General features: G+C 68.9%; 16 protein-coding genes and 2 tRNA genes. 10 read left to right on the top strand and 8 right to left on the bottom strand.

Translation table 11 applies throughout. The features are described 5' to 3' along the window. Window positions 1–66 precede the first annotated feature (66 nt). Window positions 67–143 (bottom strand) — tRNA-Pro (locus tag Q4P07_RS02260). A 115-nt stretch (window positions 144–258) separates the two neighbouring features. Here Q4P07_RS02260 and Q4P07_RS02255 point away from each other — a divergent pair. Continuing rightward, window positions 259–329 (top strand) — tRNA-Gly (locus tag Q4P07_RS02255). Here the strand turns inward: Q4P07_RS02255 and Q4P07_RS02250 are convergent. Continuing rightward, complete coding sequence (locus Q4P07_RS02250) at window positions 301–1,011, bottom strand: TetR/AcrR family transcriptional regulator (RefSeq protein ID WP_303373263.1); 711 nt, start codon at window positions 1,009–1,011, stop codon at window positions 301–303. The two genes, Q4P07_RS02255 and Q4P07_RS02250, sit on opposite strands and share 29 nt — an antisense overlap. A gap of 68 nt (window positions 1,012–1,079) precedes the next feature. Between Q4P07_RS02250 and Q4P07_RS02245 the strand changes: the two genes are divergently transcribed. The 3 genes from Q4P07_RS02245 to Q4P07_RS02235 all read left to right on the top strand — a co-directional run bounded on the left by Q4P07_RS02245 (window position 1,080) and on the right by Q4P07_RS02235 (window position 2,461). After that, on the top strand, window positions 1,080–1,511 hold the full coding sequence (locus tag Q4P07_RS02245; RefSeq protein WP_303373262.1) for an ester cyclase: 432 nt from the start codon (window positions 1,080–1,082) through the stop codon (window positions 1,509–1,511). Between the two features lie 92 nt (window positions 1,512–1,603). Then, window positions 1,604–2,212, top strand: coding sequence for an SIMPL domain-containing protein (locus Q4P07_RS02240; protein ID WP_303373261.1), 609 nt, complete (start codon window positions 1,604–1,606; stop codon window positions 2,210–2,212). 63 nt (window positions 2,213–2,275) lie between these two features. After that, window positions 2,276–2,461: an antitoxin gene (locus tag Q4P07_RS02235; RefSeq protein ID WP_368660239.1), complete on the top strand. Its 186-nt coding sequence runs from the start codon at window positions 2,276–2,278 to the stop codon at window positions 2,459–2,461. A 72-nt stretch (window positions 2,462–2,533) separates the two neighbouring features. On the opposite strand, the gene Q4P07_RS02230 is transcribed toward Q4P07_RS02235, so the two are convergent. Then, on the bottom strand, window positions 2,534–3,001 hold the full coding sequence (locus Q4P07_RS02230; protein WP_303373260.1) for a ribose-5-phosphate isomerase: 468 nt from the start codon (window positions 2,999–3,001) through the stop codon (window positions 2,534–2,536). A 34-nt stretch (window positions 3,002–3,035) separates the two neighbouring features. Beyond that, entirely contained in the window at window positions 3,036–3,680 is a 645-nt protein-coding gene (locus Q4P07_RS02225; protein ID WP_303373259.1) for a disulfide bond formation protein DsbA, read from the bottom strand. 122 nt (window positions 3,681–3,802) lie between these two features. On the opposite strand from Q4P07_RS02225, the gene pepN reads away from it, so the two are divergent. Both pepN and Q4P07_RS02215 read left to right on the top strand, forming a co-directional pair. Next, a complete protein-coding gene (gene pepN, locus Q4P07_RS02220; protein WP_303373258.1) occupies window positions 3,803–6,373 on the top strand; it encodes an aminopeptidase N in 2,571 nt (856 codons plus the stop codon). 187 nt (window positions 6,374–6,560) lie between these two features. Next, complete coding sequence (locus Q4P07_RS02215) at window positions 6,561–7,634, top strand: hypothetical protein (RefSeq protein ID WP_303373257.1); 1,074 nt, start codon at window positions 6,561–6,563, stop codon at window positions 7,632–7,634. Window positions 7,635–7,672: 38 nt separating this feature from the next. Here the strand turns inward: Q4P07_RS02215 and malQ are convergent, their stop codons facing one another. Beyond that, on the bottom strand, window positions 7,673–9,799 hold the full coding sequence (gene malQ, locus Q4P07_RS02210) for a 4-alpha-glucanotransferase (protein ID WP_303373256.1): 2,127 nt from the start codon (window positions 9,797–9,799) through the stop codon (window positions 7,673–7,675). Window positions 9,800–9,903: 104 nt separating this feature from the next. On the opposite strand from malQ, the gene Q4P07_RS02205 reads away from it, so the two are divergent. From Q4P07_RS02205 to Q4P07_RS02190, 4 genes are all read left to right on the top strand, one after another. Then, on the top strand, window positions 9,904–10,809 hold the full coding sequence (locus tag Q4P07_RS02205) for a mechanosensitive ion channel family protein (protein WP_303373255.1): 906 nt from the start codon (window positions 9,904–9,906) through the stop codon (window positions 10,807–10,809). Window positions 10,810–10,847: 38 nt separating this feature from the next. Beyond that, a complete protein-coding gene (locus Q4P07_RS02200; protein ID WP_303373254.1) occupies window positions 10,848–13,253 on the top strand; it encodes a hypothetical protein in 2,406 nt (801 codons plus the stop codon). Between the two features lie 22 nt (window positions 13,254–13,275). Next, entirely contained in the window at window positions 13,276–13,701 is a 426-nt protein-coding gene (locus tag Q4P07_RS02195) for a globin (RefSeq protein ID WP_303373253.1), read from the top strand. A 64-nt stretch (window positions 13,702–13,765) separates the two neighbouring features. Beyond that, window positions 13,766–15,493 (top strand): glycoside hydrolase family 13 protein, encoded by a 1,728-nt coding sequence (locus Q4P07_RS02190; RefSeq protein ID WP_303373252.1) that lies wholly within the window; start codon window positions 13,766–13,768, stop codon window positions 15,491–15,493. Here the strand turns inward: Q4P07_RS02190 and Q4P07_RS02185 are convergent. From Q4P07_RS02185 to Q4P07_RS02175, 3 genes are read right to left on the bottom strand one after another with little or no spacing between them, the layout of a single operon-like run. Next, on the bottom strand, window positions 15,475–16,137 hold the full coding sequence (locus Q4P07_RS02185) for a hypothetical protein (RefSeq protein WP_303373251.1): 663 nt from the start codon (window positions 16,135–16,137) through the stop codon (window positions 15,475–15,477). The two genes, Q4P07_RS02190 and Q4P07_RS02185, sit on opposite strands and share 19 nt — an antisense overlap. Next, window positions 16,134–16,631 carry a thioesterase family protein gene (locus Q4P07_RS02180; protein ID WP_303373250.1) on the bottom strand — a complete coding sequence of 166 codons (498 nt, stop codon included), beginning with the start codon at window positions 16,629–16,631 and terminating at the stop codon, window positions 16,134–16,136. Before Q4P07_RS02180 ends, Q4P07_RS02185 begins: the two co-directional genes overlap by 4 nt. After that, window positions 16,628–17,440 carry a FadR/GntR family transcriptional regulator gene (locus Q4P07_RS02175; RefSeq protein WP_303373249.1) on the bottom strand — a complete coding sequence of 271 codons (813 nt, stop codon included), beginning with the start codon at window positions 17,438–17,440 and terminating at the stop codon, window positions 16,628–16,630. The genes Q4P07_RS02180 and Q4P07_RS02175 overlap by 4 nt, the downstream gene beginning before the upstream one ends. Window positions 17,441–17,534 lie beyond the last annotated feature (94 nt).

The following is a 17,534-nucleotide window of genomic DNA, read 5'->3' as shown; positions in this document are numbered from 1 at the left end:
GTGCTCCAGAGTGGTTGTGGGTATGTCGTGCCGCGCGGGCACGTGGATAGGTCACCTCATGCTAGGTGGTCGGGGTAGCCGGATTCGAACCGGCGGCCTTCCGCTCCCAAAGCGGACGCGCTACCAAGCTGCGCCATACCCCGCGGACCGTGGTGGACTGGACACCGCGGATGCAGGGTTAGACTACTTCCTCGATCGCGCTCCTCCGAACTCGCTGGCCCCGGTGTGGCAAGGATAACGGCGATCAGCAGCAGTTCTGCGGGTGTAGCTCAATGGTAGAGCCCCAGTCTTCCAAACTGGCTACGCGGGTTCGATTCCCGTCACCCGCTCCGCATCCGCGTGGTGCCAGACACATTGGCAGGGCAACAGCGCGGAGATCAGCTGGCCCTCGAGCCAGTGCCGGTAGTCATCGGCACTGAGCCCAGCCACGTCGCGCAGCATCCGGTGCACCTCTCCGGAGGTGAGCACCCAGACCGTGTCCGCCGCCGCCCCGCCCGCAGGACCTTCCCGCAGCGGTCCCCGGTCCGCGACCCACCCCACGATCGTGGTCATCGCCGAGCGCCGCTGCCGGTCCTGGACCTCGGCTCGCAGCTGGGCAGCTTGCTCGTCCACCGCTGCCGCGCCCAGCAGCACGTCGTCCAGGGGACGGATCCGCTCGAGCTGCTCGGTGACGCCGGCCGCGAGGAGCGCGAGCTGGCGGTGCTGATCCGGCTCCCGCCGCAACGCCTGAGGTCCGGAGCGGTCCAGGACCGCGACCGGCTGGTCGTCACCTCCGACCACCTCGTCGAGGAGCTCCTTGAGGAGCTGGATCTTGGAACCGAAGACCTTGTAGACCGTGTCCGGCGCCACCCCGGCGGCCCGCGCGACCTGCCCGAGGGTCGTCTGCACATAGCCGCGCTGGAGAAAGGCGTCCTGCGCGGCGACGATGATCCGGCGTCGGGTCTGCGCCGCGCGAGCCGCGCGGGACGGAGAGTGATAGCGCCGCCGAGGCGTGGGGTGTACCGTCGTCACATATTCATTCTAGCTCGACTCGATTCAATTCTGGTCGCGACCCTGGGATGAGGAAGGGATGGTGGGCTATGGCTTCCCAGGCAACGTCTGCTCTCGACGTGATCACCAGGATGTTCGAAGAAGGTTTCTCCACGGGCGACGGCAGCGTCGTGGACGAGATCTGTCACCCGGATCTGATCGAGCACCAGTTCGGCATGGCAGCTCGCGGGCCCGACGCAATCGCTCACGTCAAGGCGGCGATGGCGGACGTGCATGCGGCCGTCCCGGACATGCGGTTCACCATCGAGGACTCGACCCAGGACGGCGACCAGCTGTGGGTCAGGGCACGCGGGCGCGGCCACGCCAGCGGCCCGTTCTTCGGGCCACCCAGCGGCGCCGAGATCGACATCACGGTCATCGACGTCGTCACAGTCCGCGACGGGCAGATCGTGGAGCACTGGGGCGTGCCGGACCGCTTCGCGATGTTGGCGCAGACCGGCGTGCTGGCGCGGCTCGGCTAACCGGGGACGGCGCACGAGGCATCCGCTGTTGGTGCCGACCCAACTCAGGTCAGCGCCGCATGGTGCCCGCACCTGCGCCTACGATCCTGCCTATGACTTCCCCTGACACCGTCGTGGTCTCCGGCACCGGTCGCGCGTCTGCCGCACCCGACTCCCTCGTCCTGGACCTGCAGCTCGAGGGGCACGGCTCCACGGTCAGCGAGGCGCTGGCCGCGCTGACCATGGCCTCCCGGGCGTGCGTAGAGGCATTGCCGGGGCATGCGGTCCGCACGCACGGGCTCGGGGTTCACCCACGCCACGACCACCAGGGGCAGCAGGTGGGGCACACCGCATACCAGCAGGTGCAGGTGCGCACGGCTGACCCAGCGGGGGCGGGCGACCTGATCCAACGGCTCAGCGACGCCGTCGGCAACGGACTCGGCGTCAACGGGCTGCGACCGGAGGTCGCCGACACCGCTGAGCTGTCACGCCAGGCCCGCGACCGCGCTTTCACCGACGCCAGGGGGCGGGCGGAGCAGTACGCCGCGCTCGCCGGTCGCGCGCTCGGCGGCGTGCTACAGGTGCGCGAAGGTGGTGTCGACGGAGCCCCGAGGCCCTACGGCAGGGAGGACGCGCGGATGGCGATGGCCTCCGGGCCGGTGGTCGACGCGGCTGACCACGAGGTGGTGGCGACCGTCGAGGTGACCTGGTCACTGGCCTGAGCCCCGGCGGGAGGCGCCGACCGTCACCTCAGAGGCGCAGGCCAGAAGCCTACGGTCGACGGTCTGATCGACGAGCACGCTGACCGGATCGACCAAGGTTTAGACCAGGCCGGTCGCTTCGCCGACGAGAGGACCGGCGGCAAGTTCGGCAACCAGATCGACAGCGCGGGTGACCGGGTGCGCGACGGCCTGGACGGTCTGGACGGCAAGGACGACGACTTCGGCACCACCCCTGCCGACAACGCCTGACTCGACCCACAGCGTGAGGGGCCCGTGCCTGTGCACGTGCCCCTCACGCTGCGCAGGGAAGCTCTGTGTCAATCAGGGCAAGGGCGGCAATGCCCCGTCGGCCTCGTAGGCGCTGACCATGTCGATCCGGCGCTGGTGCCGATCCTCTCCCGAGAACGGCGTGCTCAAGAAGGCGTCGACGATCGCGCGGCCCTCCTGCAGGGAATGCATCCGGGCGCCGAGGGAGACGATACGTGCGTCGTTGTGCTCTCGGGCGAGCTGGGCCAACTCAGGGTTGTAAGCCAGCGCCGCGCGGATCCCCTCGACCTTGTTAGCGGCCATCTGCTCGCCGTTGCCCGAGCCGCCGAGCACGATGCCGAGGCTGTCCGGGTCGGCAGCCACGCCTTGCGCCGCCCGCAGCACGAAGACGGGATAGTCATCGAGGGGGTCATAACTGGTCGGGCCGTGGTCAACGACCTCGTGGCCCTGCTCGGTGAGCCAGTTGACGAGGTCGCGCTGCAGCTCATAGGCCGCGTGGTCGCCGCCGATGTGGACTCGCATGGTGGTCTGCTCCTGGGTGTGGGAGGGGTAGGGGTCAGCTGAAGTCCGGGCCCTTGTCGCGGGTCCGCTTGAGCTCGAAGAACCCGGGAGTGCCGGCCACCAGGAGGCAGCCGTCCCAGAGCCTGCCGGCCTCTTCGCCCTTGGGGGCAGGGGTGACGACGGGACCGAAGAAGGCGACGTCGCCGATCGCGATGACCGGGGTGCCGACATCGTCACCGACCAGGTCGATCGCGCGGTGATGGCTCTCGCGGAGCTCGTCGTCAACCGACTCCCCCTGGGCGATCTCGTTGATGGCCGGGTCCAGGTCGAGCTCTTCTAGGACCTCGGTGATGAGCGACGGCAGGTCCTGGGTGCCCCGTCCGTCAAGGTGGATCTTCTGGCCGAACGCGTCATACATCTTCTTGCGCAGGACGTTGGCCTCGTCCTGCGGCAAGTCGTGGGTCGCCGCGATGATGGCGCGGACCGGGCCCCAACCGCGGTCGTTGAAAGCGCGGTAGTCGGGGTCGAGGTCGCGGCCCTCATTGAGGACCGACAGGCTCATCACCGACCAGGTGACGTCCAGGTCGCGAACTTCCTCGACCTCCATCAGCCAGCGGGAGGTCATCCAGGCCCACGGGCAGCAAGGGTCGAAGAACATTTCGGCTTGCGGGCGGGAGGGAGTCCTGGCTGGTGTCGTCATGCCACCCATCGTGTCACCGAGGCGACGATGAGCCGCCACCCGGCCCCTCGACATACGCTGGACATCTGCGCCGCGCGAACGCCGCGCCTAGCTTCAACCCCACCGACCCCGGAGGTCTCTGCATGCCTGGCACGAACCTGACCCGCGACGAAGCGGCACAGCGTTCCGCTCTGCTGTCCACATCGTCCTACGACGTCGCACTCGATCTCACGCACGGCCCGAAGACGTTCGGGACGACGAGCACGGTGCGGTTCAGCTGCGCGGACCCCGGCGCGGAGTCGTGGATCGACTTCGTCGGCACCTCGGTCGAGTCGGTCGTGCTCAATGGACGCGAGCTCGACCCCGCCCAGGCCTGGGAATCCGGTCGTATCGCGCTCGCGGGGCTGGCCGCCGACAACGAGCTGGTCGTGGCCGCGACCGGCACCTACATGAACACCGGCGAGGGGCTGCACCGCTTCGTGGACCCCTCCGACGGCGAGGTGTATCTGTACAGCCAGTTCGAGGTGCCCGACAGCCGCCGGATGTATCCGGTGTTCGAGCAGCCCGACCTCAAGGCGACCTTCACCTTCAGCGTGACCGCCCCCGCCCACTGGCAGGTCATCTCCAACGAGCCGACACCCCCGCCGCAGCCGGCGCCCCACGCCGCGAACATCGACGGAGGCGAGGTCGCGCGGTGGGAGTTCTCGCCGACCCCGCGGATCTCGTCATACATCACTGCGCTGGTCGCGGGCCCGTATGACGTGGTGCGCGACTCGGTGAGCACGCGCGCGGGCGAGGTGCCGTTGGGCGTCTTCTGCCGCAAGAGCCTGCGTCGCTACCTGGACGCGGACAACATCATGGACGTCACCAAGGCGGGCTTCACGTTCTTCGAGGAGGAGTTCGACCAGCCCTACCCCTTTACCAAGTACGACCAGATCTTCACGCCGGAGTACAACATGGGAGCGATGGAGAACGCGGGTTGCGTGACCATCGTGGAGAGCTATGTCTTCCGGTCCAAGGTGACCGAGGCGATTGTGGAGCGCCGCGCGCTGACGATCCTGCACGAACTCGCGCACATGTGGTTCGGCGACCTTGTCACGATGAGGTGGTGGGACGACCTGTGGCTCAACGAGTCCTTCGCCGAGTGGGCCTCGACGACCTGCCAGGCCGAGGCGACACAGTGGACGGACGCCTGGACGACCTTCGGCACCTCCGAGAAGGCGTGGGCCTACCGGCAGGACCAGCTGTCCTCTACCCACCCGGTCGCGGCGGACATGGTGGACCTGGCCGCCGTCGAGGTGAACTTCGACGGCATTACCTACGCCAAGGGCGCGTCGGTGCTCAAGCAACTGGTGGCCTACGTGGGACGCGAGCCCTTCCGGGACGGGATCCGGGCCTACTTCGCCAAGCACGCGTGGGGTAATACCACCCTGGCGGACCTGCTGGTCGAGCTCGAGGCCACGTCCGGGCGCGACCTGTCCGGCTGGTCGACGGTCTGGCTCGAGACCGCCGGCGTCAACACCTTGACGCCGCAGGTCGAGGTCGCGCAGAACGGCACGATCTCCTCCCTCGCCCTCGTGCAGACCGCTCCCCAGGAGCACCCGACGCTGCGCCCGCACCGACTGGCGGTCGGGGCCTACTCGCTGGACGACGGCGTGCTGCGTCGCGTGCACCGGGTGGAGCTGGACGTCGACGGTGAGCGGACGGAGGTGACCGAGATGGTGGGCCAGCCCATGCCGGATCTCCTGCTGGTCAATGACGACGATCTGGCCTACGCCAAGACGAGGCTGGACCCGGCCTCCCTGGCGACGGCGCTGCGGCACGTCCAGTCCTTTGAAGAGTCGCTACCCCGCGCCCTGGTGCTGGGGACGACCTGGGACATGACTCGCGACGGTGAGATGGCCGCGACCGACTATGTCCGACTCGCGGTGAAGGCGCTGCCGGGCGAGACAGACTCGACGCTGCTGCGGGTGCTGATCCAGCAGGTGACGTCGGCTGCGTTGACCTATACGGCACCGACGCACCGCGAGGGCGTGGTGGCCGAGCTGACCGCGGGACTGCGGGCTGCCGCGAAGGCGGCTGCGCCGGGCAGTGACGCGCAGCTGCAGCTGATCACCGCGTGGGCCGCGCTGGCCCGGTCGGCCGATGACCAGCAGCTGATTGCGGACGTCCTCGCCGGTGACGTGGTCCTCGAGGGTCTCGACCTGGACCAGGACATGCGGTGGACGCTGCTCAACTCGCTGACCGCCTCCGGGGCGGCCGGAGAGGCCCAGATCGTGGCCGAGCAGGAGCTTGACAACACCGCGACCGGGCGGGAGAAGGCGGCCCGTGCGCGATCGTCCATGCCGACCGCGGACGCGAAGGAGGCGACCTGGGTCGCTGCGGTGGAACAGGACGGCCTGTCCAACGCTGTCCTCGCCTCCATGGCGCTTGGTTTCGGCTGGGTGCACGATGACTCGCTGCTGCTGCCCTACATCGAGCGCTACCACGACGTGATCGAGAAGGTCTGGGACGGACGGACCCACCACATTGCCGAGTCGATCGCCGTGGGCTTCTACCCTTTGCGGATCGCCTCCCAAGAGCTCCTCGACGCCTCGCAGCACTGGTTGGACTCCCACCCGGACGTCTCCAACTCGCTACGCCGCACCATCGCCGAAAACCGCGACAGTGTCGCCCGCTGCATCCGCGCCCAGGCGGTCGACGCCACCTCCTGACCGGACGGTCGCTCCTGTCACACCGGACGGTCGGCCCTGCCACACCGGACGGGCACCAGTGACATAGGTCCCCCTATGGCACTCACGCCCGTCCGGTCGTCCACACCCGCAGCGTGCGGGTGGTGGCTTTCCACACTTCCGGGGGAGCACCTTCCCACGACGTCCCCGCGACGACACCTTGGGAGGCATGAGCCTTCGCGATCTTCCGCACCCGTTCAGTCGTCCAGAGGCAGAAGCAGCCGGGATCGGGCGGCGCCGGCTGGAGGAGTTACTACGTCTGGCGAAGGTGCGTCGAGTGCGGCGGGGCTGGTATGTCGTGATGGAGGATCCGGCTCCCCCCAGTGCGCACTGGGAACAGCTCAGATCCGCGCACCTCGACCAGGTCCGCGAACACCTCCGTAGGCTCCCCGGTCACGTAGCCAGCCATACCAGCGCCGCTCTGCTCCACGGCTACAGCGTCCTCATCTCGCCACATTCCCCTATCGAGCTGACCACAGTTGATCGTTGCCCGCGTTCGTGGCGCGAAGACAGACTCGTGGTGCACCACAGCGACTCACACGACATCCCGGTCACCCAGATCGACGGCCTCAGAGTGACCAGCGCCGCCCGCACCGCGGCTGACACCCTCCGATCGCGAAGGCTCCCCCATGGCACCGCACTCGTGGACCAGGCGCTGCGGTCGGGAGTGCTCTCCAAACGGCAGCTTCTGGACGAGCTCTCGACGCAACGGAGGTGGGTGGGGCGCCCCAGAGCCCTTGCGGCCGTCGCGCTCGGCGATCCTCGGCGCGAGACCTGGCTGGAGTCCTACTCCTTCGTCGCGCTCTATGAGCGCGGCGTGCCGATGCCCATCCCTCAGATGAATATGTATGACGATCAACGGAACTTCGTCGGCCGCGTGGACGGCCTGGATCCGGAGAAGGGCATCTTCTTCGAGGCTGATGGCCACGACAAGTACTTCCTCGACATGAACCCCACCACGAGCCCGGAGGAGTCGGCCCTACGTCGACTCCATCAAGAGAAGCAGCGTCACGGGCGAATCGAACGCCTTGGCCTACGCGGCGTGCGATGGACCAGTGATGAGATCTTGAACAAGGCGGAGCGGGTCGCGAGCCGAGTGATGGAAGTCGTCCGTGAGCCCATCCCCGAGATCCGCGGGTATGCCGGGTGGGAGGGGGAGTTACGCCGGCTTCCCTTCGAGGTCGAGCGCAGCGGCGTTGACCTCCACTCGATACGGACCCGCCGTCGTCGCAGGGCCGCCTAGCGCCCCACCCGTCCGGTCTGGCAACAACGACCGCCCGGTCAGTCGCCGCGGTTGACGGTGCGAGCAAGGCGGCGGGCGGTGCGCCAGGTGAAGAGCTCCTCGAGCAGCACCGGGGTCCCGTCAGGGCCAGCCAAGGGGACCCGCCAGTTGGGATACTCCTCGTCGGTGCCGGGCTGGTTGATGACGCGCTTGTCACCGGCGAGGTCGCTGATGCTGACCCCGATGAGCTTGGCGGGGGTCAGGGTCAGGAAGGCGTGCAGCGCCTCGACCTGCTCGGGCACGCCCACCCCTTCACGCAGAAGGCCGCGCCGCCGCAGGTCGGCCAGCACCTCCTCGCGAGAGCGTTCGTCCTCCTCCTGCTCCTCCTCCAACGACCGCTCGAGCAGCCCCAGCCGGTGCCGCAGCTCGACGTGCACCCCTTCCAGATAGCCCGCCGTCGGGGGCAGGTCGTGTGTCGTCACCGTGGCCAGGCACAGCTCTCGATACTGCTCAGGGTCGAGCAAGCCGCCATCGCCCTCCCAGTCACGCTCGAACCACAGGATCGAGGTGCCCATGACACCGCGATCGGTGAGGTAGTCGCGCACCCACGGCTCCACGGTCCCCAGGTCCTCACCCACCACGACCGCACCCGCACGGTGCGCCTCCAGCAGGAGGATGCCGATCATCGCTTCGTGGTCGTAACGCACGTAGGTGCCGTGGAAGGGCTTCATGCCCTGCGGGATCCACCACAGGCGGAAGAGCCCGATCACGTGGTCCACGCGCAGGCCACCGCTGTCGCGGAGCGCGGCGCGGATCATGTCTCGGTAAGGCTCATAACCCAGCTCGGCCAACTTGTCCGGACGCCATGGCGGCTGGCTCCAGTCCTGACCGACCTGGTTGTACTGGTCAGCTGGCGCTCCCACCGTCACGCCCCGAGCCAGGGCATCACCCAGAGCCCACGCGTCCGCGCCGTCCGGATGGACCCCAACCGCTAGGTCCGAGATGACGCCGAGCGCCATACCCATGTCCACCAGGTCGCGTTGCACGCGGGAGAGCTGGTCGTCCAGGATCCACTGCAGCCAACAGTGGAACTCCACCTCGTCGGCCATCTTTTCCGCGAACGCCTCGACTTCGGCGCTGCGCGGGTCCTGCATCTCCTTGGGCCAGGAGCGCCACCGGCTCCCGTGCATCTGGCACAGTGCGCACCAGGTCGCAAAGTCCACGAGCCCCTGACCCTCGCGCTCGACAAAGGCGTTGAACGCCCGCGCCCGACGCAGCGACCGACGCTGCCGAAAGATCATCCGCAGCGCTGCTTCCTTGGCCATCCACACGGCATCGCGCTCCAGGAACTCCAGGCTGAGGTAACGCTTGGCGTCGTCGGAGTGCCACTCCACCAGTTGCCTCTCGGCCGCGGACAGATATCCGACCTCGGGCACGTCCTCGACCCGGATGTAGAGCGGGGAGACGAACCGTCGGCTCGTCGGCAGGTAGGGGGAAGGCTCGATCGGGGGGACCGGCTCGGCAGCGTGCAGCGGGTTGACGAGCACGAAGTCGGCGCCGAGACCGGCGGCCCAGGCCCCGGCGTCCCCGAGGTCCGCCAGGTCGCCCATCCCCCACGACTCCTGCGATCGCATCGCATAGAGCTGGGTCATCAAGCCCCAGCTCTGCGCCCCGTCCCGCGCTAGCGCCTCCGGCAGCTCGATCCGCTGGGGGGTGATGACGAGCGGCATGTGGCGGACCGCGGCGCCGACCCGCACCTCGACCGCGTGCCACCCCAGCGGCAGGTCTACCGGCAGGTCGAGGAACACCCGCACCGCCTGCACGCCGTCGACCTCGCGCCTTTCCTTGCCCTGCTTGCGAGCGCCCACCGCGCTGGTGGTGCCGTCCTCGAGGATCAGCCGGACCACGAAGGCGGTGCCGTCGGCCAGGTGCACCGGGACCTGCGGACGCTCCCCCTCGCTGACAACCGTGACCGGTGGCAGGATCCGGATCCACGGCGCTTCCTCCACCTCCGCCAGGGCCGCCTCGATGTCGTCGTCGCTTTCCGCCTGAATGCCGAGTGCGCCCAGGACGGCGAGCACGGTCTGGGTCGGGACCTGAGTGTGGCGGCCCTGCCAGTCCCAGAACTGCGTGGCGACGCCATAGGCATCAGCCAGCTCGGTCAGACGGGGGGTGAGCTCGGGCACGGGGAAGCCTTTCGACGTGTCACGGGGGGGATGGCGACCCTAGTTTGTCAGGCTCGGCCACGTGCTCCCGCACTCAGCGCGCCGCAGCCGCGACAATGCGGGGTATGCAGACGCTCACGTGGCCGTTCACCAGCTGGGACTCGACGGTGGACTGGCTGCTGGGGCCACCCTTGAGGATCGTCCTGATCATCCTGGGTGCCCTCATCCTGCGGTGGGTCCTGCACCGCGCCGTCCGCAGCGTCGTCGACAACGCGGTCGAGCGCGCCGACGACCACGAGCGCAGCAGCTTTGAGCGGATGCTCCACTCGGCCACCGGCGCCAACCAGGAGCGCCGGCGCCAGCGTGCCCTGACGATGGGCACGGTGCTGCGCAGCCTGGCCACCTTCACGATCGCCACCATCGCCCTCCTGACGATCATGGCCGAGGTCGGGCTCCCCCTCGCACCCCTACTCACGTCAGCCGGGATCGGTGGCATCGCGCTCGGCTTCGGCGCGCAGGCGCTCGTTAAGGACTTTCTCTCCGGGATCTTCATGATCATCGAGGACCAGTACGGCGTCGGCGACGTCATCGACACGGGCGAGGCCACCGGCACCGTCGAGGAGGTCACGCTGCGGGTGACGCGGCTGCGCGATGCCACCGGGGTCGTCTGGTTCATCCGCAACGGCGAGATCGTCCGGATCGGCAACAAGAGCCAGGGCTGGGCGGTCGCCACCATCGACGTGCCGGTCGCCTACGACCAGGACCCCCAGCAGGTCATCGGCCTGCTCCACACGGTCGTGGAGAGCCTCGCCCAGGACCCGACGTGGGCCGACAAGCTCCTGGAGCCACCGACGGTGGCAGGGGTCGAATCGGTCTCCGGAGGCACGATGACGATCCGGATCTTCGCCAAGTGCCGCCCCGGTGAGCAGTACGCCATCCCCCGAGAGCTCCGCGAGCGCGCCAAGCGCGCCTTCGACCAGGCCGGCGTGCGGGGCCCGGCCATCACGCCGACCACCGGCTCGCATTCCTGAGACCGCGGTCCACTGCCGCCGGCTGAGAGGATGTCGTGATGGGAGGGCACCGCCACGACGACCAGCTGAGCGCCTTTGTTGGTCGGCACGCCCTGGACCTGCACCGCACCGCCCGCATGCTCACCGGCGACACGGACCGGGCCGACGTCCTGACCGCACGGGCAGTGCGCCGCTCGGCGAGGACCTCGAGCGGTCCGGTCGGGCTGGACGAGGCGCGGGCCGGGCTGGTCCAGGACTTCCTGCGGACAGCGCATCGGCACCGCTGGGGGCGGCCCTCCTTCGGGATCTCACCTGACGGGAGCCTCGGCGCTGACGCGGGCGAGGTCGTGGCCGGTATGCCGCCTCGTGAGCGGGCCGCTTCCGTCCTGGGCCTGGTCCACGGCTGGGCGCCGGCCCGGGTGGGTCGCGCCGTCGGCGTCCGGACCAGGAAGGTCGCCAGCCAGATCTCGTCGGTGTCTGGGGTGAGGGACGCGCTGGAGGCAGTGGCGGATCGCCACGACACCTCAGAACAGGACCTCGTCGAGACCCTCCTCACCGACCTCCGCTCGCCCCCCGAGTCGCCCGTCACCCCGGCCGGTGCCGCCCTCCCCGTGAGCGGTCGTCTCCGCTCGCTGCGCGGTCACTGGCGGTTGCTCCTGCTGGCTGGCCTGGTCCTCATCCTCGCTGGCGCCGGCTGGGCGCTCACCCACAACGACCCTAGAGACCCCGCCGCCACCGGCCGGGTCGGCACGGCCCAGTCGATGCCGGAGGTCAGCCTGGCGTCGCGCGGCTGGGAGCTCGACGCCAGGGGCAAGGCGCCGACGAGCAACGAAGGCCTGCAGCTGCTCCAGTCGGTCACCATCGACTACGGCAACGCCAACGCACCGCTGGAGCTGATGGGCGGCAACCACGGGAAGTTCGCCAAGTTTGCCGTGCTGTGGTGCGACCTCCCCGCGGTCGACGACCCCCACCTGGTGATCCCGGCGCTGACGATGACTTTCGACGAAGGTCCAGTGACACTCCCGTGCGCGGGCCGGCAAGGCCAACCGCCTGTCACCCGGCTCACTCCGACACCGTTCGGCCTGGTGTCGCCCCAGGACGCGAGCCTGACCTGGACCGGGGATCTGCCCGGCCGCGGTAAAGCCCTGCTCGCGTTCTACTACGAGGTCAACGGCGCCGATGACATGCTCGCCCACAATGCAGCGGTGAGGCAGGGCAACGCCACCGAGCCCGCGGTGCCCGCCGGATCGGTGCCGGTGACAAAAGACAGCCCAAGCATCCGCGGATGGTGGGGGCGCACGTACGTCCAGAAGGTCGAGATCACGCACGACTCGGCCGTCAGCGCATGGGCCGGATCCAGCGCGGCCCTGATTGTCACCGTCGATGGACAACCGCTCACCGACGACGGGGATCTGCGCGCGTGGAACGGCGCCACCCCGGCGGACCTGTGGCACCAGCAGGACCCGATGCTGCGCGACGGTGCGTGGCTCGTCTACGGGCCGGACCAGGCCAGGACCTTTGCGCTGCCCGACACGCTGCGGCCAGGTCCTGGCGAGCGCCGGACCGTGGTTGTGACGACCCTTGTGCAGGACAGCGACGAGGTGCGTTGGCAGGTCCAGGTCAGCGACGCTACCCCCATCCCCCAGCACACGACGAGCATCGAGGCGAGCAGCGGGCCGGGTCTCGATCCGAGCACCCAGGCGCCGGTTCCTTACTTCGTCGGCGGTCATCGCTTCGTGGCCCGGTGGGACTTCCCCGCCGACGGCTACCCCTACGATCTGCAGCCACCCGGCAGTTCAGTCGAGTCTGCGCTCTTCATGACCGCCCTCGACACCGACTCGATCATGCAGTTCGTCCAAGGACCTTATGGCAATGAAGGCTCGGTCCAGTCGGAGTTCGGCACCGCATACCTGTCCTTCTCCTACCAACTCGTCGACAACTTCAGCTACCCCCGCGACGCCTGGGGCATGCCGCCGCCGAAAGGCCAGGAGCCGGGCAGTCTCCGCGCCGCACTCCAGGCCCTCCCTGGTCAGCCGATGGCGCCCCTCTGGGCTTTTGAGCCCGTTCCCTACGAGGATTTCGACTTCACCGACGCGCCGCCCCTGCCGTCGTCATGGCCCGCACATGAGGACAAACCGTTGGCCTTCGAGGGGCAGCGACCCCCGCCTCTTGGCCACGGCACGCTCAAGAACGGTGTGGTGACCCTTGAGGGCGAGGGACGACCACGCTTCGCAGTAGTGACGACTCAGGGCAAGGGACGTCTCCGCATGCTGATCAGCGGCCAGCCGATAGAGGAGCTCGAGCCGCACCGGGGAGGGTGGTGGTCAAGCTGGACGGAGGAGCCCGTCACCAGCGAGCTCTACCTGGGCGAGGGCGTCGGCGACCTGGACGATCTGACGATCGAGGTGGAGGGCTACGACCAGGGCTTTGCGATCGAGCTGTTCCCCGACGGCTCTCGACGTTAGCGCCACCTGAGAGACTGGGGGCGTGAGTGAGCAGCCGCAGACGATCCAGGCCCGAGCCGTCCCCCAGCTCTCGTTCTACGAGCGGGTCGGCGGGCACGAGACCTTTGTCCGGCTCGTGCACGAGTTCTACCTCGGGGTGGCCGACGACGAACCCCTGCGCGAGATGTACCCCGAGGAGGACCTCGGTCCCGCGGAGGTCCGCCTACGGATGTTCCTCGAGCAGTACTTCGGCGGACCGGGCACCTACTCCGAGCAGCGGGGACATCCCCGACTTCGGATGCGTCATGTGCCGTATGAGGTGACACCGACGCAGCGCGACCGCTGGCTGCACCACATGTTCGCCGCGATCGCCACGATCAGCGACCAGATGGAGCCGCAGGACGAGGAGTTCATGAGGACCTACATGCTCAACGCGGCGCACTCGCTGGTCAACGCCCTCGAGCCCTGACCTGTCCCCCTCCCGGGTGAGCCGCCTGCAGCCGACCCGGGCCTTCGACATACCCTCGTCTGTCGTGACCTCTGTCTCCCCCCACGCCCCCCAGTCGCACGAGGCACCCTGGTGGCGCCACGCCGTCCTCTACCAGGTCTACCCCCGCAGCTTCGCCGACAGCGACGGCGACGGAGTGGGCGACCTGCCCGGCCTTACCGCCCGCCTGCCCTACCTTGCCGACCTCGGCGTCGACGCCCTGTGGATCAGCCCGTTCTACGTCTCCCCGATGATCGACGCTGGCTATGACGTGGCCGACTATCGCGACGTCGACCCCCTGTTCGGGACGCTGGCGGACGTGGACGTGCTCATCGAGGCGGCCCACGGGCATGGGCTGCGCGTGCTGATCGACCTGGTGCCCAACCACACCAGCGGTGAGCACACCTGGTTTCGAGCAGCCCTGGCTTCCGGGCCGGGATCGCCCGAGCGTGAGCGCTATCTCTTCCGCGAAGGACGCGGCGAGCAGGGAAACGAGCCGCCGAACAACTGGAAGTCGGTCTTCGGCGGCAGCGCGTGGACGCGGGTGACGGAGGCGGATGGCACGCTCGGGCAGTGGTATCTGCACCTCTTCGACAGCTTGCAGCCCGACCTCAACTGGCGCAACCCGCAGGTCGTTGACGAGTTTCACGACGTGCTGCGCTTCTGGCTGGACCGGGGCGTCGACGGCTTCCGGGTCGACGTCGCGCACGCGCTCCTGAAAGACGAAGCGATGCCGGACTGGCAGGAGAAGGCGGTGATGGCGGCGTCGCACTCCGAGGGCGCGGAGCACGCCAACCTGGGACCGATGTGGGACCAGGATGGGGTGCACGAGATCTACCGGGCCTGGCGCTCGATCCTGGACTCCTACAACCCGCAGGGCGACCCCGCACTGGACCGGATCCTGTGCGCGGAGGCTTGGCTCCCCTCGCAGCAGCGCACGATGCGCTATGTGCGGCCGGACGAGATGCACCAGGCCTTCAACTTCCACTTCCTGGAGACGTCCTGGCGTGCCAAAGACGTGCGCACGGTCATCGATGACTCCCTGGAGGCTGCCGATGCGGTCGGCGCGCCGACGACCTGGGTGCTGTCCAACCACGACGTGGTCCGCCACGCCTCGCGCCTGGGACTGAGGGTCGGTGCGTCACGGCCCAACGGGATCGGCGCGCGCAGCGTCCAGCCCAACGCGGTGCTGGGGCTTCGCAGGGCCAGAGCGGCGACGGCTCTGATGCTCGCGCTGCCAGGATCTGCCTACCTCTACAACGGCGAGGAGCTGGGACTGCCAGAGCACACCGCGCTGCCAGACCGGGTGCGCCAGGACCCAGCCTTTTTCCGGACCAAGGGTAAGGAGATCGGTCGGGACGGCTGCCGAGTCCCGTTGCCGTGGGAGGCCGGCGCCCCCTCCTACGGCTTCGGCCCAAGCCCCGACGGCGCGACGTGGCTGCCTCAGCCGCTGGTCTACGGCTCGCTCGCCGCCGACCGGCAGGAGGGCGTGACCGGGTCGACCCTGGAGATCTACCGGAGCATGCTGCGCCTGCGGCGCGTGCACGATCTGGGGGTCGGCGGCCTGCGTTGGATCGACGGGTATGGCGCGCAGGTCCTGGCCTTCGTCAACGCGCGCAAGGACGGCATACCCATCACCGTGCTGACAAACCTCGGCGACGCTGCGGTCGCGCTTCCCGAGAGTGCGGAGGTCCTGGTCTGCAGCGGTCGGCTCGAGGATGGGCTGCTCCCCCAGGACACGACCGTCTGGCTGGCTCAGCGCGACAGGATGTAGCCGGCTGGCAGAGTCACCCGAGTCCAGGACCCACTCGCTGAAACGGTGGCGGTCAAGCCGTCGCCGGGACGGGCAAAACCGAGCACCTTGGCGGCGAGCCCAGCGCCTGCAGTCGCCCCACCGGCGACCGCGCGCGACCAGACCAGGTTGCGGAGGCGGGCCACCGCGTTGGCTCCCGACCCTTCGGGAGCGCCCTTGGCGATCTCCTCGATCCCTGCCTCAGCAGCCCCCAGGAGCACGACCGAGGAGACCCTGCCATAGTCCTCCCAGCCACCCCGCGGCGGCGTCACCGCAGTCCAGATCGGTTGCACCGTCGCTGGCGGCACGGGGATGGTCGTGCCCGCGTCGTGGGTCGCGGCCCGCCTCGCAAAGCGGTCGCTCAGCGCCGCCAGGGGCACGGTCACATCCAGGTCGTGCTCCTCCGCGAGCGGCATCGTGCGCAGCGCCAGCACCAGGCCGGCCTGGGTCAAACCCTGGCCCGGAACGACAGCGGTCCAGGCGGCGAGCACCCGCCCGACCGCCTGCAACCGGATCGCGGCGTCACTGTCGAGACTCTTGGCCCGCGTCACGTAGGTGGCCAGATCGGCGATGGCCTCGCCATCAGCAAAGTTCAGCACCGACGGTCCCGCGGCAGCGGCGCTCATCCCGCCACCGCCCGTGGGGCGGCAGCACGCTTGTCGCTGCGCAGCCGCGGTCCCGTGCCGAGGACCGCGGAGAGCGCCTCGCGCTCCGCCGCGCCGAGCCGCCGCGGTCGCTCCGTCTGCAGGTCATAGGACACCAACGTCACCCGACCCCGTGCATAGACCGTGTCGTCTCCCTGGGCGCCAGCCACCGCATACCCCAGCTCGAAGCTCGCTGCCCCCACGTCGCTGCACCACACCGCAACCCGACAGGGCGCATAGGCAAAACCCATCGGCAAGAGGTAGTCGATCGCCTGAGACACGACCAGCATGCCCTCGTCGATGAGGTCGCGGTCCTGCCCGAACCAGTCTTTGAAGGCGTAGACCCGCGCTTCTTCGAAGAACCGCAGGTAGTTGACATTGTTGACGTGCGCGTAGGCGTCCATGTCGGCCCAGCGCACCGTGATCGGATAAACCAGCGCCACGTCGGGCACGTTGGTCAGGGGATGAACGCTCATGCGCCCATTGTCACCGCAGCGACGCCGCCCGGCTCCGCCGCCCCAGAGGTATGGCGAGCCTCCTGCTCTCCCTGGCGCTCCGGCTCGGATGCGACGGCACTCTGGAGCCGAGTCCAGGCCGTGCGGATGTGAGTCTCCATCAGCGTCTCTGCGCGCTCGGCCTCGCCGCTACTGATCGCCTCCAGGACGGCCCGGTGCTCGGCGTTGAACTCTGCCCTGATGCGAGCGAAGACATCGTCGTCCAGACGCGACAGGCTCGTCATCAGCGGCGCTCGCACCGACTCGCGGATGGCGATCGTCGTCTCCGCGGCGAGCCGGTTTCCGGCTGCCTCCGCGATCGCGACGTGAAAGGCCGCGTCGGCGTCGTTGAAGTCGAGCCGCGACTGCGCGCCGTCCATGTCCTCGACCCGCGCCTGCAGTCCGTCCAGCTGCTCGAGCGTGACACCCTGCGCCGCCAGGCGCACACTGAGCCGCTCCAGCGCGACCCGCACCTCGATCACGTCCTCGAGCGGGTAGTGCATGAGGGCGACGTGAATCCGCATCAATCGCGTAAGCGCGCCGGAGGACAGCGCTGCCACCCGCGTCCCCCCGGTCCCGCCAGCGCCCACCGAGGACCTCAGGACCCCCTGGGCCTGCAGGGATCGGACCCCCTCGCGCACTGCGGCACGGCTCACTCCTAGTTGCACGGCGAGGTCGCGCTCAGCAGGGAGGACGTCGCCGACCTCGAAGGCGCCGCAGAGGATCCGGTCCTCGATCCACCCCACGACCTGTTCGTAGGCCCTGGGCGTCGCCCCCGTGCTGGTGCTCATACTTTGGCTCGCGCCCGTGCTCGTGCTCATCGCCTCCGCCTCCACTACCCTTGACGTCGTGTGAGCATAGTCCTAGACTTCCCCTCCAGCAATG

It is taken from the genome of Ornithinimicrobium sp. (genome assembly GCF_030537745.1).
Lineage (GTDB): Bacteria > Actinomycetota > Actinomycetes > Actinomycetales > Dermatophilaceae > Ornithinicoccus.
The sequence above is the reverse complement of the archived record's forward strand: the minus strand, read 5'-3'. Positions and strand labels throughout refer to the sequence as shown.

Excerpts from the sequence above, each read along its gene's own strand:
- Q4P07_RS02245 (WP_303373262.1), top strand. The coding sequence starts at position 1,080 with ATGGCTTCCCAGGCAACGTCTGCTCTCGACGTGATCACCAGGATGTTC.
- Q4P07_RS02240 (WP_303373261.1), top strand. The coding sequence starts at position 1,604 with ATGACTTCCCCTGACACCGTCGTGGTCTCCGGCACCGGTCGCGCGTCT.
- Q4P07_RS02230 (WP_303373260.1), bottom strand. The coding sequence starts at position 3,001 with ATGCGAGTCCACATCGGCGGCGACCACGCGGCCTATGAGCTGCAGCGC.
- Q4P07_RS02225 (WP_303373259.1), bottom strand. The coding sequence starts at position 3,680 with ATGACGACACCAGCCAGGACTCCCTCCCGCCCGCAAGCCGAAATGTTC.
- pepN (WP_303373258.1), top strand. The coding sequence starts at position 3,803 with ATGCCTGGCACGAACCTGACCCGCGACGAAGCGGCACAGCGTTCCGCT.
- Q4P07_RS02215 (WP_303373257.1), top strand. The coding sequence starts at position 6,561 with ATGAGCCTTCGCGATCTTCCGCACCCGTTCAGTCGTCCAGAGGCAGAA.
- Q4P07_RS02205 (WP_303373255.1), top strand. The coding sequence starts at position 9,904 with ATGCAGACGCTCACGTGGCCGTTCACCAGCTGGGACTCGACGGTGGAC.
- Q4P07_RS02200 (WP_303373254.1), top strand. The coding sequence starts at position 10,848 with ATGGGAGGGCACCGCCACGACGACCAGCTGAGCGCCTTTGTTGGTCGG.
- Q4P07_RS02185 (WP_303373251.1), bottom strand. The coding sequence starts at position 16,137 with ATGAGCGCCGCTGCCGCGGGACCGTCGGTGCTGAACTTTGCTGATGGC.
- Q4P07_RS02180 (WP_303373250.1), bottom strand. The coding sequence starts at position 16,631 with ATGAGCGTTCATCCCCTGACCAACGTGCCCGACGTGGCGCTGGTTTAT.
- Q4P07_RS02175 (WP_303373249.1), bottom strand. The coding sequence starts at position 17,440 with ATGAGCACCAGCACGGGGGCGACGCCCAGGGCCTACGAACAGGTCGTG.